This is a genomic window from Hirschia maritima DSM 19733, from assembly GCF_000378345.1.
Taxonomy (GTDB): domain Bacteria; phylum Pseudomonadota; class Alphaproteobacteria; order Caulobacterales; family Hyphomonadaceae; genus Hirschia; species Hirschia maritima.
The window spans coordinates 12821-32896 of record NZ_KB899544.1 but is presented as its reverse complement, the minus strand read 5'-3'; the positions used below and the strand labels follow the sequence as shown (position 1 = coordinate 32896).

Sequence of the window (20076 nt, the reverse complement as noted above, 5' to 3'; positions counted from 1 at the left end):
AATATCAATAATGCGCGATTAAGGGTTGTCAATCTGATAATGATTCTCAATTACATATTTAGGTCCTCAAATGAAATCTCGCTCTTACAGTAAGTCTCTTGGAAGGTTTCTCTTAGCTTCATCTGTTCTTTCAATGTCTTCTATCGCTATTGCCGAAGAAGCTCCTGATATTATTGAAGAAAAACGAGAAGACACTGTTACCGTTTATGGCACCACCAATCCAATTCATGTGTTTGAATATCCTGGGCAAGTAACCGTTATGGATCGCAAGGCCATTGAAGATATCGTGCCTTCAACAATCTCTGACGTACTTAGAGATGTCCCGGGTGTAGATTTTTCAGGAGGCCCAAGACGAACAGGCGAACTACCAAGCATCCGCGGTTTATCAGGCCAAAACGTGCTTATTTTACTAGATGGAGCTCGCCAAAGTTTCACTTCTGCACACGATGGACGCTTCTTTGTTGATCCAGAACTGATCGGTAGTGCCGAAATTCTGAAAGGCCCTGCCTCATCACTTTATGGATCAGGTGCAGTTGGTGGCGTACTTGCCTTTGAAAGCGTCAATGCAGACGATTTCTTAGCAGACGATGAAGTCTGGGGGGCACGTTTTCGCGCGGGTTATCAAAGCGTCAATGAAGAAAGCCTAGCCTCATTGACCACCTACACGAAACAAGGAAACTTTGATGGTTTAGCCAGCATAGGAATACGTCAATCCGGCGACATTAAGCTAGGCTCAGGTGCAGATTTACCATCTGATGATGAGATTACAACTGCCCTACTAAAGGGAAGTTTTGCCATTTCAAACGCTCTCTCCCTTGGAGGATCATGGCAACGTTTTTCAAATACCGCGATTGAACCCAATAACGGCCAAAGTATAGCTGGAACTGGCGATAGTATTCTTGATCAGAGTGTGAAAAAGGACATTACGACAGACACTTTCCGTTTAAGCACAGACTTCGCACCTAGTAATAATGATTGGATTAACCTAGGCTTTACAGCCTATCAAACAACAAGCGAAGTTGATGAGTTTGATGCAACCATCCCTCGCACGACCATTCGTGAAATAGAAACGACCGGTTTCAATATCCGCAATGCTTCCCAGTTTAACTTAGGAATGTTTGAAAACACGCTCACAATTGGAGGTGATTGGTACAAGGATGAACAGACAGGAATAGACGACCAAACAGATGACAGCTCGAGAGGCGGCGTTCCCAACGGAAAAAGCGAATTTGCCGGCGCATTTATTCAGCTCGAAACAGTCATTGGCTCTCCCATAGGAGAAGTTTTATTGATCCCGAGCGTTCGATATGACAGCTTTGAAAGCTCTTCTTCTCTGGCTCCCAATCAAAACAACTCGGACAATGCAGTTTCACCTAGAATAGCCGCTAGCTTTGAGCCCAAGAAAGCTGATTGGCTCAGAGTTTTCGGATCATATTCTGAAGGTTTTCGGGCCCCATCCATCAATGAGCTATATCTAGATGGAGTTCACTTTTCTCTGCCGCACCCTGTTTTGTTTGATCCGGCAACTTTCTCTTTTGTTTTTGTTTCGAACAATTTCACGCCAAATCCTGATCTTGTACCTGAGGAAACAAAAACAATTGAATTTGGAACAGGCTTTGATTTCACTAATGTTTTCAGCGACAATGACCGACTTCAAGCAAAACTATCATATTTCGAAACCGACGCAAAAAATCTGATCAATCTGACAGTAAATGCAGCTCCAGATGCAACGTGTTTTGTACCCCCTAGTTTCCAACCTTGCACATTTGGTACTTCAGAATCTTCTAATGTGGACGAAGCCGAATTGAACGGTTTTGAAGGTGAACTACAATATGATTCCGATCGTTTACTTGCACGAATTACATATTCCAACATTGAAGGTACCGATAAAACAACAGGTTCTGACCTAAGCTCGCTCACACCTGATCGAATTGCCTTAAACCTTGGCTTAAAAATGCACGAATGGAACACCATCTTTGGAACGCGTGTGCAGATAGCATCAGACTTCCAACAGCGCATATTTGATGGAACAGGCAGTTTTACTATCAATGATGAACGTGATGGATATTCTGTCGTAGACCTATATGCGAGCTGGAAACCTGACTTTATCGACGGCTTACGTTTAGATGCAGGTATCGACAACATCTTTGAAGAAAACTATGAACGCGTTTTTACGGGAGTATCCCAACCAGCACGCAATTTTAAAATAACTGCTGCTTGGCAATTTGGGCAATAAACAGGGTAGACAATTCAATCATGAAAACAACTATAAAACGCTGGTCATCATTGGGTTTGGGCCTCGCAATAACAAGTGGAACTCTTGCCGCATGTGAACCCAACTCTGTTGAAGAAACACAACCCACCGTTCAGTCAGAAACAATCAGACCCATTGCTCAAGACGACTTGTCTCAATTAAGCCAAGGGGGTGAAGGCGAAGGCGGTGTCGACATTTCCGCCGCCCTCACAGACCCAATCGTTTTCAACACAGCTTTGGCTATTACTGAAGCTCATATCATTGCAGCAAGAGATGCTTATAAACTTGGAAAAAATGATGCTGCCGCTGAGATGTTTGCACACCCTGTTTCTGAAGTATTGGCAGATATGGCTGATGTATTCGCATCGCGTAAAGTTGATGATTTTAGTGAACTACTGATCGAAGCTTCTACTTCAGTACTCAATGATGAAGGCGAAGATGCCGTTAATGCAAAAGCTGATGCAATCATTGAGCGGCTGAGAAATGCTGCAACGAAAGCACCTGATAATGGTACATCCCCATTTGATATTACGACTGGGGTTGTCATCGATCAGCTCGAACGTGCAGCCGATATGTACAAAGTAGCCAAAGAATTTGGAGAATATGGTCCGTATCTCGATGGATATGGGTTTTATAAAACAGGCGCAAATGCGTATCAATCGATCGCTGAGCAGCTTGCCACCCAAAACACTGCTGTTGCTAGATCAATAGAAGAAACTTTACATCTGCTTCGCGACGCATATCCAGATGCTACCATGCCAGAAACATTAGATGTGGAACCAGCAATACTCATTTCTTCGGTCTCCAACATTCAACTGAGTGCGACTAGATAACCTTCTATTTCTTGTTAATTCAGAAACCAAAACACCCATTTATTCCTTCGATTTCACCAAATAATTTGACAACCGACTGGAAATCCCCCTCTCCCGCAACGCAAGCGCAATCAAGAAATCGAAGGAAGACATTTCTTGCGTTTTGACTACAAAATACTTCATGACTAAAGCAGGCTAGAATAACTTGCTAGATAGCTGCTCCGTTGCTCGAAACATCTTTAAAACCAGTAATATGGATATAGATTAAGCTGCTAGGACTAACCGAAGATGATCTTCCCAGTAGGCAAGCTTCTTCTTGGGCAAACATTTCTGCCAGATCCAATTGTCCTGCATTTTTAATCACAAGCACAACGATCCAAATTTCGCCTGTTCTCACCCCAAGAGGAGGCAGTCAATCATACGTGGAATATTAGTTTTAAAATAGCCGCATAAATTCATATTCGTATTTTTTATACACATATACATTGACCAAAACACAAAAAAGAAAGAGTATATCTTTTGAGGCGCAGTATTAATGACCAAACACAAGGTCAATTCGGGGATATTTGAACCAGGCCAAAGCCTCTTGAAATACGCCTGAGTTTTTGCGGAGGAACAAATGATTAAAAGTAAGCTTTTTCGAACCACAGCCACACTGTTAGCGCTGCAAGGAATGGCGAGTTTTGGCACGTACACGACGGCCATGGCTCAAGAAACTGACACCAATGAAGCGAGTCGCAAAACACTGGACACAATAACCGTCACAACGCGTAAACAAGAAGAAACCATTCTCGATGTACCTGTGGCTGTTACAGCTTTTGGAGCCGACGCTATTGAAGAACTTGGGTTAGATAGTCTTGAGGATGTTCAAAACTTTACAGCTGGCTTCACATATGAATCATTTGGGACTACCGCAGGTCGCCTAGACAACGTACCACGGTTTAGAGGTGTTACCACAAATACGGCCAACCCGACTCGTCAGACTGCTTCAGTCTTTATAGACGGTGTCTATGTCGCAAATGGCGTTCAAGGAATTAACTTTGAGAACATCGAAAGAATAGAAGCCATTAAAGGTCCTCAATCGGCCTTCTATGGGCGTAGCACATTTGGGGGAGCTATTAATTTTATAACAAAAACTCCTGGTGATGAATTTGAAGGCCGAGTAACTGCATCTGGAACCACTAGAAATGATTACGCAGTTTCCGGTAGAGTTGCTGGTCCACTTGCAGGTGATTGGCTGAGTGGTGCACTAAGTGCAAGGTATAATGACAAAGAAGGTCACTATGAGAGCACAACTGATGGCGGCACTTTGGGAAGTGAAGAAACTTGGTCAGCCACAGGTACCCTCTTCGTAGTTCCAAACAATGATTTGGACATTAAGCTGCAAGCCGCTTACTTCGAGAATGAAGACAATGCACCTGCAATTGGGTTTGTAGGTCAAGACTTATTGAACTGTGGCCCAACAGATTTCGAAACAAACGCCAACTTCCCGAGTGTTGTTCCAGGACAGGCCGGCCCTTTAGGAGGTCAAGAAGCTTTTTTCTGTGGGACTCTACCTATTCTCTCTCCCAACATTCCATCACAAGCAACTCCCGGAATTCTGACTGCTCTTGAAGGCTTAGAGACGCCAATTAATGGATCAGAAGCTCGTCGCGCAGGTAAAGGGTTTGGTCTAGACAGAAGTAGTTTGAGACTGAGCAGTGTTATCAATTATACAATTCCAAACACCGATGTAGAAATCAGTTCAATCACCGGACTAAACAAAGAAGAAGTTAATCAAGCTCGCCCTGGGGAAGGTAACAATTTGGGCCCATCAGCTTTCTATGCCGCTAACGCTAGAGAATTTAACGACTTCTCTCAAGAATTGCGTGTTTCTGGGAACGCAATGGATGATAAAATCAACTGGTCAATTGGTGGAAACTACTTTGATCAAGAGTTAAAAACATCTGGTGTCTTCGGCCTACTAAGTGGCTTCACTTTCGGGAATGGCGCTAATTTCGATGTCAACAAAATCGAAACATTGGGTGCATTCGGAAGCGTAAACATCCAAGCTACCGAGAAGCTAAATGTTGCTATCGAGGGACGATACCAACAAGATAAAATTTCAGAAGATGGAAATGCAACTGACACCAACCCTCCATTGACTGAAACATTCAATTCGTTCCTACCTCGTGTGATTCTGGAATATAAGCCAGATGATGAAACACTACTCTATGCGAGTTACTCTGAGGGAAATCTTCCTGGTGGTTTCAACAACGATTTCATTGAGCTAAACGAAGCAGACCGTACAATTGTTCGTAGTATTCAACCATTTTCTTCTGAAAATTTTGATGAAGAAAAGCTGGCAAACTATGAAGTTGGTGCTAAGCGCAATTTCTCTGACGGGTCTGGGTTCGTTTCTATGGCCGCATTCTACATGGACCGTACAGGCCAAACACTTCGTGACACAACTCAGGCTAATCTCTCAACAGGGTTTGAGTTCATTACTCAATTCCTGAATATTGGTAGATCTGAGATCTATGGTCTTGAAGTTGAAGGCACATGGATTCCATTTGACGGTTTAACACTTGATGGGTCGATAGCTTATACAGATGCTGAATTCGATGTATTTGAATCGGCAAATGCACTTCGTGTTTTTGGTAGAGCAGATGTATCAGGAAATGCCGCAGAAAGATCTCCTAAAGTAAGCGGATCATTCTCTTGGAAATATGAAAACGCTATCAATTCAGATTGGGAATGGTTCATCAGAAATGACAACACATACACTGGTGATCGATACGCAAGTGAAGTCAATTTAGCAATTGCGGAAGGCCAATGGATCAACAATATACGCCTAGGCGCAAGTAACGATAAATACCGCATAGAGTTCTTTGGCGAAAACATCAGCGGAGCAGATACCCCTACTGCTGCAGTTAGGTCTACCGACCTAGGCGCCGTGGTAACTAGAACAAATGGCGCTAGACCATTTGGCTATCTCATTGGTCTAAGAGACCGTAATGAGTATGGAATTCGCTTGAGCGTGAATTTCTAGCATTAAACTTCAAAAGAGCTCCTACAATAAATATTGTGGGAGCTTTTTTGTAAACGTATATGTACAAACTACCGTGTGCTGAATTAATATGTCTTTTGCTGCAAGGAGATAAATTCAGTGACAACAAAAGTGATTAAGTCGGTCGGTCGAATATTTGAAATATTAGAATTATTCGAAGAAGAAAGACGGCCCCTCGCAGCTAAAGAAATATCCAAACAATTAGACTACCCCTTGATGAGCACTCATGAGCTTTTAAAGAGCATGGCGGAATTAGGGTATGCGGACTATGACCAGCCAAATTGGAGTTACATACCTTCAAGAAAACTAATCCAACTCACCGGGTGGCTCGAAGAATATCATGATCGAGATACAAACATTTTGAATTTGATGGAAGATCTCAGTACCATTACGAAAGAAACGATCAATTTAAGCCAACAGGTTGATCACCAAGTGAAGATTATTCACGGTATAGAATGTCAGCACCCGGTGGGTGTGAGTGTAAAAGTTGGTACATTAATGCCACTTTCAAAATCCCTCACCGGTGTTGTTTCCCTATACGGTTTATCGCAGCAAGAAATTGAAGCAAAATTTAAAAGCGGACCAATACCATATGAGAATGATGATTTGGAATGCGTGAAAAAAATTCACACTCAGCTCGATGAATCACAAGCAGCTATACAATCTGATCTGTTTGTAAATGGTATTGGAGCAGTGTGTATTCCAGTGAAGTCAAAACCGTCAAACAAGACATTTGTTATTGGAATTGTTGGGCCATCTGATCGAATAAACTCTTCAGGCTCCAAATATAAATCCGAACTTTTAAAGCTAACAAAAAAACACAAGATCCAAATTGTAAAAAGATAAAAAAAGGCCGCCCCTTGAAACAAGGGGCAGCCTAATCAGCTGAATTAATTTATGAATAACAGCAAGTTAAATAAAACACTCAGACGAAACAAGGGATTATTGTAGGCTCTGAAGTGTCTTCCAAAATTATACAAAATCACCCACTACGCGTCAACAAAATATACCCATACAAGTATGTATTATATATATATGAGTATTTTATTGTTATTTTTTCGATATGTAACCATACAAGTATACACGCGTCCCACTAGGGCTGAGCAATGTTAATGTCTTTGACTTTCCAGTAGCTGAAACTTCCAAATCGCTCACGATTGGAACATTATCCAACTTCACCTTGGAATATATCTCATCAATATTGGGAACACTGAAAGACAAAACAACTTCACCTTCATTTGCCCCACGTTTGGGATTTTCTTTGTTTAATGAAGCCGGACTATTGCTGATTTGGACAAAACTTACTCCAGGATGATTGGGATTTTCACGAGACCAATTTTGTGGAACCATGATCGCATAATCAAGTTCCCCTTCTCCAGTATATCCGTATGCTTTTCCATCTTTGGTACCATCTAGCATTCGGCGACCAGCAAGTTTGTAGCCTACATAACGCTTAAAAAAATCAATGCTGGCTTCAATGTCTTGCGTCACCATTGCAGACCCAGACTGATAAGAATAAGCAGATAAAGTATCGACAGAATTAACTGAAGAAGCACCCGTTGTTTTACAAGCTACTAACGAGACACTCAAAGCGAAAAGCAAAAACCATTTTTTCTTTTTCATCTATCAATACTCCAATGTTTCTAGCAATTCGTCTCGAGTTTCCATGAATTGATATCCATTTAAATAACAATGCGCGTTGACCCCATTTGCGCTAACTCCAACTCGCCGCGCTTTCGCATCGGTCACTGCATAGGCAATAGATCTACGTTGTCCTGTTTCTCGAACTGAAAAGAACATGAAATTAGGGCGCTCTTCATAATACGGATACTCTTTTTGACGCATCATTAGGGTGATAGATTTTCCATCACTCTCTCTAACCAAATCAACCGTCCCGCCTTGACTATGAAGCGACAACCCTTCTTCAGTTTGCACGCCCTCTTCGGACCGGAAACTCACCTCACAAGTAAAGCGATCCACTCTTCGCATTTGAGTGAACTCTCCAGGCTTTGTACCTGAATGGAAACTGTCATCTGAAACAAGGAACGTCATATCCTGACGCCAGTATTTTTTAGCTGACAGAACCAGATTGTGAACAGAATAACGGTGCTTATCGCCTTCGCCAAAAGCACAAGCCTTATCATTCATTTTTGCTTCAAATTGATCAGCTTTACGGCTCCAAATAAGATCACACCCATCAATGAAAAATACATCCTCATAAGACAGTCCGCTCAAACTGTCAGCGCTATCTTTGAAACGATCAGCTTCTTTAATGAAGCCATTTTTCATAATGATTTGGTTCTCATCGTTCGTTTGGAAAGCAGCTATCCTTTGTCGAATAATCTCTTCCGGATTATTATTTATGTACTCTTGGACATAGTACACGTGCTCACCGAGTTCAGGAATTTCCACAGGCACATGGCGCGTGTGGACGCGTGTGTGAATATCCTCTTTAGGCGTATTAGATCGAGGGTCACGTTCGAACCATAATTGCTCCTCATTATCAAATTCGCCTGCAAACCAATTGGTTAGAATTTTGATATCTCTAGCATTTGGATTTGTAGCATTATCAGCTTGAGCATTTGAACTTAAAACCACTCCAGAAATCAGCATAGAACAAGCAACTGTGCTCAGTTTTTGTTTTAACGTTTTCATCTTTACTTCCAATGCTTTAGAGGCTCAAAATATCTATTGCGGCACGCTCTCCGCTTTCAAACGCACCTTCCATTCCGCGCTCCATAATCGCAGTGTGCTCGCCACAGAAATGGATATTTCCGTGAGGGTCTCTCATATGGCGTCCAAATTCTGTAACTTGCCCCGGACGCCAGAACACCCAATCACCTGCTCCATGAACATTTCGGTGACAAGATTGGACCAAAATTGGCTCCAACGCATCCTTAAGCGACGGGCGAGACTGAGCGAGCATTTTCAAAGTGTATTCACCAGCTTCTTTGTCAGTCATGTAGTCATATTTAAATGCTTTCTCGCCGTTCACGAAAGCTATCGCAGAAGATGGGGTGCCATTTGGCCCACGATTGAGAACAGCAAACCTTTCAAACTCATCGTCACTCCAAATATTTGGAGGGAGCCCATCATCTTCCCAGAATTTTTTCTTAATATTGAAGTGAACTTGAATGGACACACCATAGTCAATTTCAGCGACTGCCCGATCCATTCTAGGCGGTAATCCGGGATCAAAAACCATCGACCGCATGACAGGGTATGGAACTGAACACACAACATGGCGGGCTTTATATTGGGTCCCATCCAGGCAATGGATTGTGACCTGCTTTCCATTATCTTCCACCGTATGAACAGTCTTATTCAGCAACACCCCATTTGTAAGATTGTTCGCCATTGCCTCCGGCATAAGCGAGTTACCTCCCTCAATCTGCATCCATGCAGGCTGATCCGGTTTCAACTTTGCCATTTTATTGTTGAAGTCTCCAACGGCATAACGACGAAGCTCATGGAGTGCAGAAGTATTATCCATTCTATCAGCATGTAGAGTGACTTCCATCAAACGAATAGTTTCATCATCATATCCAAGGACTTCCCTCAAATAGCGTGACTGAGGGATGTCGAATTTCTGAAACTCGTTGGTAAGCCATGCATCAAGAGGTGCATCTTTTAGAGGATTGTTACGATTGGATAAATCGTAAAGGTAGCGATCTGGTAGCAATTTGCGGTCTTCACCTTTTAATGGATTTAGCGCGTGCCCCTCCCAATCGTCCTTAAGAATATTTTCCCCACGAATACGGAAGTATTTTTCCGAGCTTGCACCAATTCTATCAGGATTTATTAAATTCAACCCAAGTTGCTTCGCGGCAAAAATCATTCGCGCGTAATTTTGACCTATTATCTCTCCAGCTGCTTCAGGTTTCCCCGGAATCCCCATTAAGGTATAGACTCGCCCGCCAACTCGCTCACGCCCCTCAAGAGTCAATACACTCATGCCCGCCTCTTCGAGCAAAGACGCGGCATGTAATCCAGAAAGTCCTGCGCCAATTACTATGGCGTCATATACTTTTGTATCTTGTGCAATTGCTGGAAAATGAGCCCCGGCAACAGCGGCTGTTCCCAATGCGATCAGTTTACGCCGCGATACATCAAACCCTGAAGTTGATTTCCGATTTTTCACTGTTTCCTCCACATCCACCACAATAAATATATACGTATAATTTTTTTATATATAAGTATTTATAACTTGACCAGACACAAAATGATATATCATAATAGGGATAGATGTTCGACAGAGTTTCAAATGTAAACAAACACAGGATACGAAATGAGTTGCTCAAGACGACAAATTTTGATTGGCGCAAGCTCAGGCTTAGCAGCTACATCCTGCTCGTCAGTTGGATTAAAACCTCATACCAAGCAAACAAACCATAACGAGCTCTTTGATCTGAGTGACCCAGACGACAATTTGACCGCTCTGGTAAAAGTGACAGGAGATCTAAACGGGTCCGCAGTTTGGCATAGCGCCCAGGGACGCATTCACGCTTTACGAAAAGGTGAAATGCCCCTCCCGATCCTTGCTGTTGAGGGTGTTCGTCGAATTCGTTTTGAAAAAATCAGCTCTGGTTACACCATGCATTCTCGAGATTGGGCGATATTCAGAGATATTGAAACGGGTGAAGTTCTCAAGGAATTTAGAAACCCCATCACAGGGAAAACAAACAAGGTTTCACCAATTCTAATTCCCCCTACTCAATGGGATATGACCCCTAATAAGGGGCAACAAATGCCTGATTATACAGGTGAAGCCTACCTCATTGACCGCCCTCTTCTTCTGCCTTGGGTCAAGGAAGGGGATCAAATGACAATGTTACTCGAGTTACTCGTCAAATACAGCTCTGGAACTGCGGGCGGAGAATGGGAGCATTTCAATTTTTCGGCAAATGATCTCAACAATCCTAGCCTCACCTCTGTTCCAACAACTCAAAATTGGACCGGCCATTCACCGTGGCTCCGGTGGATGGATATGGGCAGCAGTGAAGGACGTACACTCTGGCAATCATCTGGCATGAAACACGCCCAGTATGAATCACTACGCCCAGAATTTATTGAAGCTATCAACATGTTTTACGCTGGCTCACTGGAAGCCCCGGAAACTTACATCAAACCATAGAGTATAATAATGAACACAGCAATTAAACTAGTGTTGGGAATGTCTGCCCTCGTATTTTCATCAGCTTGTGGCGAAAAAGACGTTGCGCCACCGCAAAAAGTAGACGCAGCAACATCAAATGTAGCACCCAACGCTCCAGAAGTGGCCTCCCCTCCTAAATCTACTCAAGTGTCTTCGGAGGACCCAATGTCAGAAGAGGCGATGCTTAAGCGAGGCAAAGTCGTTTTCTTCCAATGCCGTTCTTGCCACACACTTGATGAAAACCAAGTCCACATGACTGGCCCCCACCTTTACAACCTATTTGGACGCACAGCAGGTGTGATTGATGGTTTTAATTTTTCAAAAAAGCTAACTGAATCCAAAATCGTGTGGAACGAAGAAACACTAGATAAGTGGATCGAAAGCCCAAATAAATATGTTCCAGGTAATGTTATGGCATATGCCGGCCTCCGCAAAGAATCCGACAGACAAGCTCTCATCGCCTATCTAAAATCGGAAACAAATTAAAACACTCCCTTGTTCACTTAGACGAGGGCGACTGCCTCCCCTGCATTCGAGAAACTTTGTTCTCGAAACAATAGAATTTTGCCCAAAACAGGACCTTCAACATGGCCAAAATAACTAGACTCTTCGTAGATGGCCCTTATGGACAAATTCATATGAGAGTCGCTGGTGATCTACCCACTGATCATCCACCGCTAGTATGTTGTCACATGTTCCCTCAATCGGGTCGAAATTTTGAAAAATTTCTCGAAATATCGGGCAATAGCCGCCTAACAATTGCCGCAGATTTTCCAGGTTACGGTGAATCTGCAGCTCCTGAGCAACAAATTCGAGCTCAGGATTATGCAACGGCTATTTGGAAAGGCCTTGACGCTCTTTCCTGTCTGCCAACCAATCAACCAATTGACATTTTTGGAATTCACGCAGGAGCAAAACTTGCGACGGAGATTGCTCATCAACGCCCTGAGCAAGTCAATCGAATTGCATTGTCTTCCACAGCGATTTTCACTGATGAAGAGCTTTCACAACTTCAATCTACTTTTTCACCAATTGAGCTTGATGAAGCTGGTAGCCGTTTCCAATATTTATGGAACATTCTTTTGAAAAATCGCGGAGAAATGAGCTTTGAAATGCTGGCGACTGCGTTAGCTGAAATGCTTAGAGGTGGTGAAAAATATGAATGGGGTCATTTCTCGGTCTTCCAATATAATAGCGAATTCCCCGATGTTATTCGCAGTCTTCCTCATCCAATTGCAGTGTTGAACCCAGCTGATGATCTCTACGAAATCACCCCAAGAATTACAGATTACCTTTCGAATGGTATACTAATTAGCAGGCCAGATTGGGGGCAAGGTTTTTTGGAAATTCATGCAAAAGATGTTGTTGAGAAAGTCCATGATTTCTTAGACTCACCTTTAGAAAAATACTCTCTAAAAACCCCCTCTCTGGAAAAGCATTGAGTAAATCCAAATTAGGGAACAATAGATGCGCAAAGGATACACAGACCTAGCAGACAAACAAATTCACTGGCGGATGTGGGGGCAACAGCATAGAAACTCATCCAACTACATTTATTGCTTGCACCCCACACCCTATAGCGGATTGGCATTTTCAAGTATTGCGAAACACCTGAGTGTAAACTGGTGTGTAATCGCACTTGATTATCCGGGCTATGGAGGCTCTACTTCACTGGGAAAAACCCCAAGAATCCTCGATTTCGTGGAAGCTGTTTCTGCTGTAAAAAATCACTTAAGTCCAAATGTAAAAGTCAGTTTGATCGGCTTTCACACAGGCTGTCTCGTCGCCATGGAATACAGTATTCTGCAGTACGATGATGTTTCAAACATTTGTCTAATTGATATTCCCGCATTTGACGCTGCAACTCGACAAAAAGAACTGCAAAGCCTCCCCCATCCATACGAAATTCCGACTTCTATTACACAATTTGAAAAAGCATGGAGTTTTGATCTCGGTCAAAACTCTACTACCAATGAGTTTCCTAAAGAACGAGGGTTTGAGCTATTCACCGAAAGGCTTCTATCAGGACGTGATATGAATTCAGCATTTCACGCTGCCTTTTCCTACGATTGGAAAACTGCGTCCAAAGCTCTAATTGCTCCCTCTTTGGTGATTGCAACAGATTCTTTTCTGAAAGATGGCACTTTAGAAGCCGCTAAACTCATTCCCCAATCTACGCTGATTGAAAAAGAGCACATCACTAACAAAGTATTGGATTTAGGTGCGGCAGAATTATCAATCGAAATAGACACATTTTTCAAGAAGTCATCAACACCCATTTGACAAATATAATTATATATGTATTTTTTGTACACATATAATTATATCGGTGCATCTGAATGACAAATAAAAACCAAAGCTCAAAGTCCGAATATCCAAGCGGTTCAACAGCTTGGGCATTGGTCATTTTATTGACTATCTCATACATTTTCAGCTTCTACGATAGATATATTCTCGGCCTTCTAATCGAACCCATCAAAGCAGACCTCAAGCTATCTGATGAACAAATAGGTTTAGTACTGGGCCCCGCATTCGCCATTTTCTATGCGACTATGGGCCTCCCTGTCGGTTGGCTAGTTGATCGAGGGAGAAGGTCTTGGATTATCTCCGCCGGCGTTAGTTTCTGGACTTTAGCCACAGTGGCCTGTGGATTAGCAAAAAACTTCGGACAATTATTTATAGCAAGAATGGCTGTGGGTGTAGGTGAAGCCACTTTGAACCCTTCTGCTATGTCAATGATTTCGGATAGTTTCCCTCCAGAGCGCAGAGGAAAGCCCATAAGTGTATATGTAGCCGCATTGTCACTAGGGGCTGGTTTAGCCTCTCTTATTGGGGGGCTAATACTCAAGTGGGCAAATTCTCAAGATACAATTCAATTTTTAGGTTTCACAGATATTTCACCTTGGCAGCTTGCATTCTTTGCCTCAGCTCCTCCCGGCATTCTGCTCGCTATTATTTTCTTCTTTTGGAAAGAACCCAAAAGGATAGCTGAAACTGGAATGGAGCAAGAAACCGGTGGGTCGTTTGCCGAAGCTTTTTTATACCTAAAGCAAAATTTTGGCACCTATATTGGCTTCATATCTTTATCATGCGTTATGTCCATAATCGCTTACAGCCAAGGTTTTTTAGCACCGGTATTTGAACGCAGTTGGGGCTGGTCTACGGAAAAATATGCATTCACCAACGCTGTTATCCTCCTAATATCTGGTCCAGCAGCAGTCATCCTATCTGGCATCATTACCGACAAACTAACCCAATCAGGACATCAAGACTCCACTATAAAGATTTTGATGGTCAGCTTCTTAGGTGTAGCAATTACGGCAGTATTGATGATGTTCATGCCGAATGGTGAATTGGCATTCTCAATGATTTTCTTGAACACGGCATCCATGGCTGTAATGTCTGCAATGGGCCCCGCATCAGTGCTAGTGCTTGCACCTTCACATATAAAAGGTCAGCTAATAGCATTCTATTACATCGTCACCAGTTTAACCGGCTTATTCTTAGGGCCGATGAGCGCAGGGATATTGTCAACAAGAGTATTCGGAGAAGAAAATATCCGATATGCACTTGCTTCTATCCCGTTGATTTATGGCATAATTCCACTGATTTTTATGCCAATATCCTATCGAAAATACTGCTCTCTTCTTTCAAAACAAAGCGAAGCAACTTCAACTACATCGGTTGTTGCTAATACTAACTAGGACCCCAGCCAATGCCCGCATACATGATCATCCTTTGCAAGATTCACGAGAGAGAAAAATTCATATCTGGATATGGACAAGCAGTTCCAAAACTTGTCCAAAAATTTGGTGGTGAATACTTGATAGTCGCCCCAGGAGCCGAGTTGCTCGAGGGTCAATTGGGGGGGTATGCCTCGGTAGCGATTTCGAAATGGCGCAATAAAAACGCAGCAAAAAAATTCTGGGATTCTCCAGAATATGCTGAAGCAAAAAAACTTCGAGAAGGACTGGCAGATGCCGAAGTCGTGCTAGTTGAAACCCCGTAAACTCGAAGGCACAATTTCAATGTTAGAAGATATCTTTATTCCCAAAAGCTCAGTAGACGCAGCACGTGTTAGCCCACTACACACCGTCACAATCATAACGTCTGATAAAGAACAACTGGAACGCATTTTTTGTGAAGGATACAAATTAGAATTTTCAGGATGGAAATCATGTTCCGACACCTGTGTCAGCCAATATTTATTGCTGGATACAAACAATACGTTTGAATTCGGCTTATTCTATCTGAGTGCCCCCCACAACAATATCCAAATCCGAGTGTTAGCGCATAACGAAGACTCAGGCCCCATTCGTCCCTCCACTACTGGTCTGCATCTGGGAGGTGCAACACTAAGCTTTCCCATTGAAGACTTGTACGAGCATGAGAAAACCATGCGCTCGTTGGAGATTTCTTCCACAATGGGCGTAAAGGAAATGGAGTTCACCAGCCCAACAGGTGAAACATATATTTCAGCGGAAATCGTTTATCCAGTTGCTGACAACGTGTTCGTCATGGGTGTCAAGCGACCTGACATATTCATTCCTGTTGGCCCAGTTAAAGAGCGAACAAAAATTGGGGCTGCTGCATATTCTTCAAGATGTATTCAACACACTGAAAAAACGCTAAAATTCTTCCAAGATATTCTAGGTTACGAAATCAGAAGAGATGTGGAATTTGTTGTTGGAGAGCAGTCTGCCTTAAACATGCCTGAAGGAACGAATGAACGTTTCATTCAAGGTTTTGCACCGGGTTCAGCCTCAGGGTATGTCGTTTTGATGGACCACAAAGACGGTAACATCCCGGCTGCTGATGATAATTATCTCCCCCCCAAAAGAGGCATTGTCATGTGGAGCTTTGAAACATCAGATTTAGATGCAATCGTTTCCCAAGCAGAAGAAATAGGAGTTGAAGTTCTAAAAACACCTGACAAGTACGGGTCTCCAGGGCTTCCATCTTCTAGATCAGCCATTCTCAAAGATCCCGATGGTTTTGCGATAGAGGTATTTGAAAGTGTCTAAATTCTTGAAACTCACATTATCTGCTGGTGTTTCCTGTTTATTCTCGGTTGCCAGCGCACAAACAGATGATCAAACATCATTCCAAGATTGCGAACACTGCCCCGTAATGGTTTCAATCCCTAGCGGTAAAGCAACAATTGGTGTTGAAAAATACGAAGCCAACACAAAACGCGGAGATCTGCCACTTCGAGAAGTCACGATCGACTATTCTTTAGCGGTCGGAAAAACTGAAGTCACAATCGCGCAATATCGCGCATTCATGGAAGCATCCGGACATAAAATGCTTGAAGATGGCTGCAATACTTGGGGTCCCAACCGGATTTTGGGCTACGTCAAAGCTCATTCTTGGTCAGATGCTGGAATTCCACAAAATGAAAAACACCCGGTCGTCTGCGTAAGTTATGACGATGCTCGCGCATATGTAGATTGGTTGTCGAAAGAAACCCACAAATCTTATCGACTGCTTTCATCGTCTGAATGGGAGTATGCAGCCCGAGCTGGTAGCCGCGGGCCTTGGTTTTGGGGAAGCTCGAATAAAGATGCGTGCGAATATGCAAACGTAGCGGATGAGAATTTTAGACGACATTTTGATTATGCTCCCCTGTTCAATTGCAATGACGGATACCTACACACCGCACCTGTCGCTAGTTACAAACCCAATGCTTGGGGTCTACACGACATGCTAGGCAACGCTTGGGAATGGACAGAAGACTGTCTCCACATGAACAAAGAAAACGCTCCTCTAGATGGAAGTGCTTGGCTTGAAGAAGAGGAAGGCCTGTGCGAGAGACGCGTTCCTCGGGGCGGAGGCTGGGTTTCTGGTACCGATTGGGTTAGACTCGGCGCACAAGCCGGTGATCTAGCACACTATCACAGTCAATTGCTGGGTTTCCGTGTTGCATTAGATCAGTGACAATTGCGCCCTGTGTTGATGAAAGTCATCTTCACAGGGCTTCCAAAATTTCCCGTAATACAGCAGCTTCACAATCGAAAGTTATAAGTATCGGCTAGGAGCTTCCAAACCTACATTTTTCATTAATCGCAATACTCGGCTATAAGCCTGCATTTTCTCTCTTGGATCCGATATTTCACGACATATCTGCAAAGCCTTGGCCGTATTACCATGTCGCGCATATCCCCACGCTAAATCTCTCATTGCCGCCGATTTTAATGTGGTAGCCATTCCCAGAGGTTTTTCAGGGACAAGCTCAATCATTCTCCTCGCGAGATCAAACTCTCCGCTAAACGCAGCTGAACCAGAAATTTCGTAATATGAATATCCTTGCATTCTGGGCGATTCAATCTGCCCTGCCAGCTCAACAGCATATTCCAAAACTTCTACGGTTTGATTATATGCTTTAGCATCGCTCAAACGTGTCGCAATACGGCTCGTCGCTCTGGCTTTTTCGTTTTGCTTTTTTGCTTTTGAAGCTGCTTGCATTGCATCAGTGAAATAAATATTCGCACGATCACTTTCATCTATCAAAAGCAAAGTATATCCAATATCTCTCAACGCCGCTCCGATAAAATATCCATTATCCTGAGCACGAGCGATATCGTCAGCTTCAGCAAGCAATTCTTCAGCCAACTTTGCTTTGTCTGCTTGGAAAGCCAATCGAGCCACATCAATGCGGGCCATTGCCTGATAGTATGTAATACTCATTGTAATTGACTGAATGACTTCTCTAGCCGTTACAAAATCACCTTTTTCTGCGAATTTCCCGGCAAGCTTTCTTAAAACAATAGCCTTGGCATTTTCTTCGAGACTTTGACTTTCAGGTAAATTGTGTGCGCCATTGAGAGCCTTGCCTAAGTCATCATGACGGGCCGTTATCAAAACACTCTTTGCAGCAGCATCTATCAAGACGGAAGCTTCCATCCCAGCGCTCTTTGCCAAAATGTCATCGCGCAAGTCTAAGATGGATTTATCTTTTGAAAGCTCACCCAATGCTACCAATATCTCGCTTAGAGCTGCGCTTTTTTGTTTTACATCAGCAATATAATCAAACTCTTCAATCGCCTTTTGTATCAAGTCAACGGCTTCAGCCTGTTCAATAGGAGCATCAATTGCAGTGTCTACAGCAATCGCAAACTCACTCAGTCCGCTAATTTTGACATACGAGTCCTCAATGGTCTCTAGAAAGTCATAAGCCTGTTGAGCGACACATTGTATTTCAATCGAAGCAACGTCGCACGCTATTGGCCGAGGAAATGGTTGACTTTCACAGGCTACAAACATGAGCCCCGCTAGAACCGCAGCGCAAACCATTTTGTCTGATTTTGACAACATCACCCAGCCCCCGCAACTGCGAAAGCAGCCCTTTCACCAGACTCCATTGCTGCTTCCATACCGCGATTAGCAAACGCCGTGTGCTCACCCGCGAAGTGAATTCTACCTGCTGGTCGAGCCACATACCTGCCCAAAGAAGACAATTGACCTGGCCGCCAAAAAGCATAAGCGCCGCCAGCGTACGGATCTAGCTGCCATGACCAGAACTTCACAAACTTCAGTGCACCTTCCGTGCTGGGCCTGATTTGTTTGAGGTAATTCAGTACATATTGGCTTGATAAATCAGGGCCCAATCTATCAAAATGGTTCGCGACCTTATCATTCGCAAATGCTATAAAGCTCGTTATCTTTTCTGGGTTCTCTGGATCATTGCGTAGCGCCATAAAACGCGCCGGTGCACCATCTGTCCACATTGATGGAGGTAGACCATCTTCTTCCCAAAACTTACGAGTAGGCAAGAAGTGAAGATGAGTCACATTTGTATAGCCCAGCGTCCGAATTGCCTCATCTTGAAGGGGGTGTACAGGTGCATCAAGTTTCACTAGGCGCAATGCCGAGAATGGAATTGTCACAATAATATGCTTGGCTTTTGCAATCCGCCCATCATCAAGATGCACTTCTGCGTGATCATTTTCATGCCGAATTCCAGTTACTTTGGCACCTAAATGAATATCTCCTTTTACATGTCGCGCCATTCCCTCAGGAATACGTTGATTTCCCCCTACCCCAGCAAACGGCCCTCCTGAGTTTAAATTCCCTCGCCCCATACTACCAAACGTAAGAATATGGTACATCATCAATGCAGATAACCCATGTGGACCTGCCTCGTCCCCATAACTCATATTCGTACCAGCAGCGAGCCGAATAGCCTCCGGAGAAAACCCTTTCTCAGCAAGATAACGATATATCGAAACATCTTTTTCGGTGAATTTAGGATCAGTGATATCAAGAGTGGATTTTAAAGGATTGTCTTTCGCAAAAAGACCATACTGAACATACCAAGGTAAGGTCTTTTTAAACTCCGCCGGCAAAGGGTTGAGCGGATGATTTTCCCACTCGTCAAATCGAATATGTTGGCCAGAAACATTCATCATTGATATTTCTGGAACAGGCACCGTTCGCTTTCTTTCGGGACCTAATGGAATACCATACCGCTGGGTTGCACCAATCAACCTTCCATAAATACTTCCTATACCGCTCCCACCGGCCTCTGGCGCACCAGGAACATCATCCATTGTATATAGACGTCCACCAACTCTATTTCGACCTTCTATCAAGGTGACTTTGAAGCCAAGTTCCTCAAGCAACAAAGTCGAGTTCAAACCCGCTAACCCAGCACCGATCACTATAACATCAGATGCAATAAACGGTAATTTTTCTGGAGATGGTGAAGCGTTTTGCACTGCTGACTTTACTGGTTTACTCTTTCCACAAGCTGCTGCGCTGAGTGCAAGCCCACCCGCTAACACTTTTCGTCGGTTCATCTTCACCA

Annotated in this window: 17 protein-coding genes; 12 read left to right on the top strand and 5 right to left on the bottom strand. The window is 43.4% G+C overall.

Features of this window, described 5'->3' with window-relative positions; genetic code table 11:
• The first annotated feature begins 70 nt into the window (after window positions 1-70).
• The 4 genes from F551_RS0100135 (at window position 71) to F551_RS0100115 (ending at window position 6961) form a co-directional block, all read left to right on the top strand.
• Complete coding sequence (locus F551_RS0100135; RefSeq protein ID WP_155825667.1) at window positions 71-2236, top strand: TonB-dependent hemoglobin/transferrin/lactoferrin family receptor; 2166 nt, start codon at window positions 71-73, stop codon at window positions 2234-2236.
• Between the two features lie 20 nt (window positions 2237-2256).
• On the top strand, window positions 2257-3087 hold the full coding sequence (locus tag F551_RS0100130; RefSeq protein ID WP_018995432.1) for a hypothetical protein: 831 nt from the start codon (window positions 2257-2259) through the stop codon (window positions 3085-3087).
• Window positions 3088-3685: 598 nt separating this feature from the next.
• Window positions 3686-6097, top strand: coding sequence for a TonB-dependent receptor (locus tag F551_RS0100120; RefSeq protein ID WP_018995430.1), 2412 nt, complete (start codon window positions 3686-3688; stop codon window positions 6095-6097).
• 117 nt (window positions 6098-6214) lie between these two features.
• Window positions 6215-6961 carry a helix-turn-helix domain-containing protein gene (locus F551_RS0100115; RefSeq protein WP_018995429.1) on the top strand — a complete coding sequence of 249 codons (747 nt, stop codon included), beginning with the start codon at window positions 6215-6217 and terminating at the stop codon, window positions 6959-6961.
• 204 nt (window positions 6962-7165) lie between these two features.
• Here the strand turns inward: F551_RS0100115 and F551_RS0100110 are convergent, their stop codons facing one another.
• From F551_RS0100110 to F551_RS0100100, 3 genes are read right to left on the bottom strand one after another with little or no spacing between them, the layout of a single operon-like run.
• The gene (locus F551_RS0100110; RefSeq protein ID WP_018995428.1) at window positions 7166-7738 is read right to left on the bottom strand and encodes a VOC family protein; all 573 of its coding nucleotides are present in this window, start codon (window positions 7736-7738) and stop codon (window positions 7166-7168) included.
• Between the two features lie 3 nt (window positions 7739-7741).
• Entirely contained in the window at window positions 7742-8770 is a 1029-nt protein-coding gene (locus F551_RS0100105) for a chromophore lyase CpcT/CpeT (RefSeq protein WP_018995427.1), read from the bottom strand.
• A 16-nt stretch (window positions 8771-8786) separates the two neighbouring features.
• A complete protein-coding gene (locus F551_RS0100100) occupies window positions 8787-10256 on the bottom strand; it encodes a flavin monoamine oxidase family protein (RefSeq protein ID WP_026296553.1) in 1470 nt (489 codons plus the stop codon).
• A gap of 147 nt (window positions 10257-10403) precedes the next feature.
• On the opposite strand from F551_RS0100100, the gene F551_RS0100095 reads away from it, so the two are divergent.
• The 8 genes from F551_RS0100095 to F551_RS16985 all read left to right on the top strand — a co-directional run bounded on the left by F551_RS0100095 (window position 10404) and on the right by F551_RS16985 (window position 17207).
• Complete coding sequence (locus tag F551_RS0100095) at window positions 10404-11249, top strand: DUF1838 family protein (protein ID WP_018995425.1); 846 nt, start codon at window positions 10404-10406, stop codon at window positions 11247-11249.
• Window positions 11250-11258: 9 nt separating this feature from the next.
• A complete protein-coding gene (locus tag F551_RS16990; protein WP_018995424.1) occupies window positions 11259-11756 on the top strand; it encodes a c-type cytochrome in 498 nt (165 codons plus the stop codon).
• 101 nt (window positions 11757-11857) lie between these two features.
• Entirely contained in the window at window positions 11858-12712 is an 855-nt protein-coding gene (locus tag F551_RS15965) for an alpha/beta fold hydrolase (protein WP_018995423.1), read from the top strand.
• A gap of 25 nt (window positions 12713-12737) precedes the next feature.
• Window positions 12738-13553: an alpha/beta hydrolase gene (locus tag F551_RS0100080; RefSeq protein WP_018995422.1), complete on the top strand. Its 816-nt coding sequence runs from the start codon at window positions 12738-12740 to the stop codon at window positions 13551-13553.
• Window positions 13554-13609: 56 nt separating this feature from the next.
• Window positions 13610-14974 carry an MFS transporter gene (locus F551_RS0100075; RefSeq protein ID WP_018995421.1) on the top strand — a complete coding sequence of 455 codons (1365 nt, stop codon included), beginning with the start codon at window positions 13610-13612 and terminating at the stop codon, window positions 14972-14974.
• Between the two features lie 11 nt (window positions 14975-14985).
• Window positions 14986-15279 carry a DUF1330 domain-containing protein gene (locus F551_RS0100070; protein WP_018995420.1) on the top strand — a complete coding sequence of 98 codons (294 nt, stop codon included), beginning with the start codon at window positions 14986-14988 and terminating at the stop codon, window positions 15277-15279.
• A 19-nt stretch (window positions 15280-15298) separates the two neighbouring features.
• Window positions 15299-16294 carry a VOC family protein gene (locus F551_RS0100065; RefSeq protein ID WP_018995419.1) on the top strand — a complete coding sequence of 332 codons (996 nt, stop codon included), beginning with the start codon at window positions 15299-15301 and terminating at the stop codon, window positions 16292-16294.
• On the top strand, window positions 16287-17207 hold the full coding sequence (locus tag F551_RS16985; protein ID WP_018995418.1) for a formylglycine-generating enzyme family protein: 921 nt from the start codon (window positions 16287-16289) through the stop codon (window positions 17205-17207). Before F551_RS0100065 ends, F551_RS16985 begins: the two co-directional genes overlap by 8 nt.
• An 81-nt stretch (window positions 17208-17288) precedes the next feature.
• Here the strand turns inward: F551_RS16985 and F551_RS0100055 are convergent, their stop codons facing one another.
• Both F551_RS0100055 and F551_RS0100050 read right to left on the bottom strand, forming a co-directional pair.
• Window positions 17289-18584 carry a hypothetical protein gene (locus F551_RS0100055; protein ID WP_018995417.1) on the bottom strand — a complete coding sequence of 432 codons (1296 nt, stop codon included), beginning with the start codon at window positions 18582-18584 and terminating at the stop codon, window positions 17289-17291.
• Window positions 18584-20068 (bottom strand): flavin monoamine oxidase family protein, encoded by a 1485-nt coding sequence (locus tag F551_RS0100050; RefSeq protein ID WP_169334110.1) that lies wholly within the window; start codon window positions 20066-20068, stop codon window positions 18584-18586. The genes F551_RS0100055 and F551_RS0100050 overlap by 1 nt, the downstream gene beginning before the upstream one ends.
• Window positions 20069-20076 lie beyond the last annotated feature (8 nt).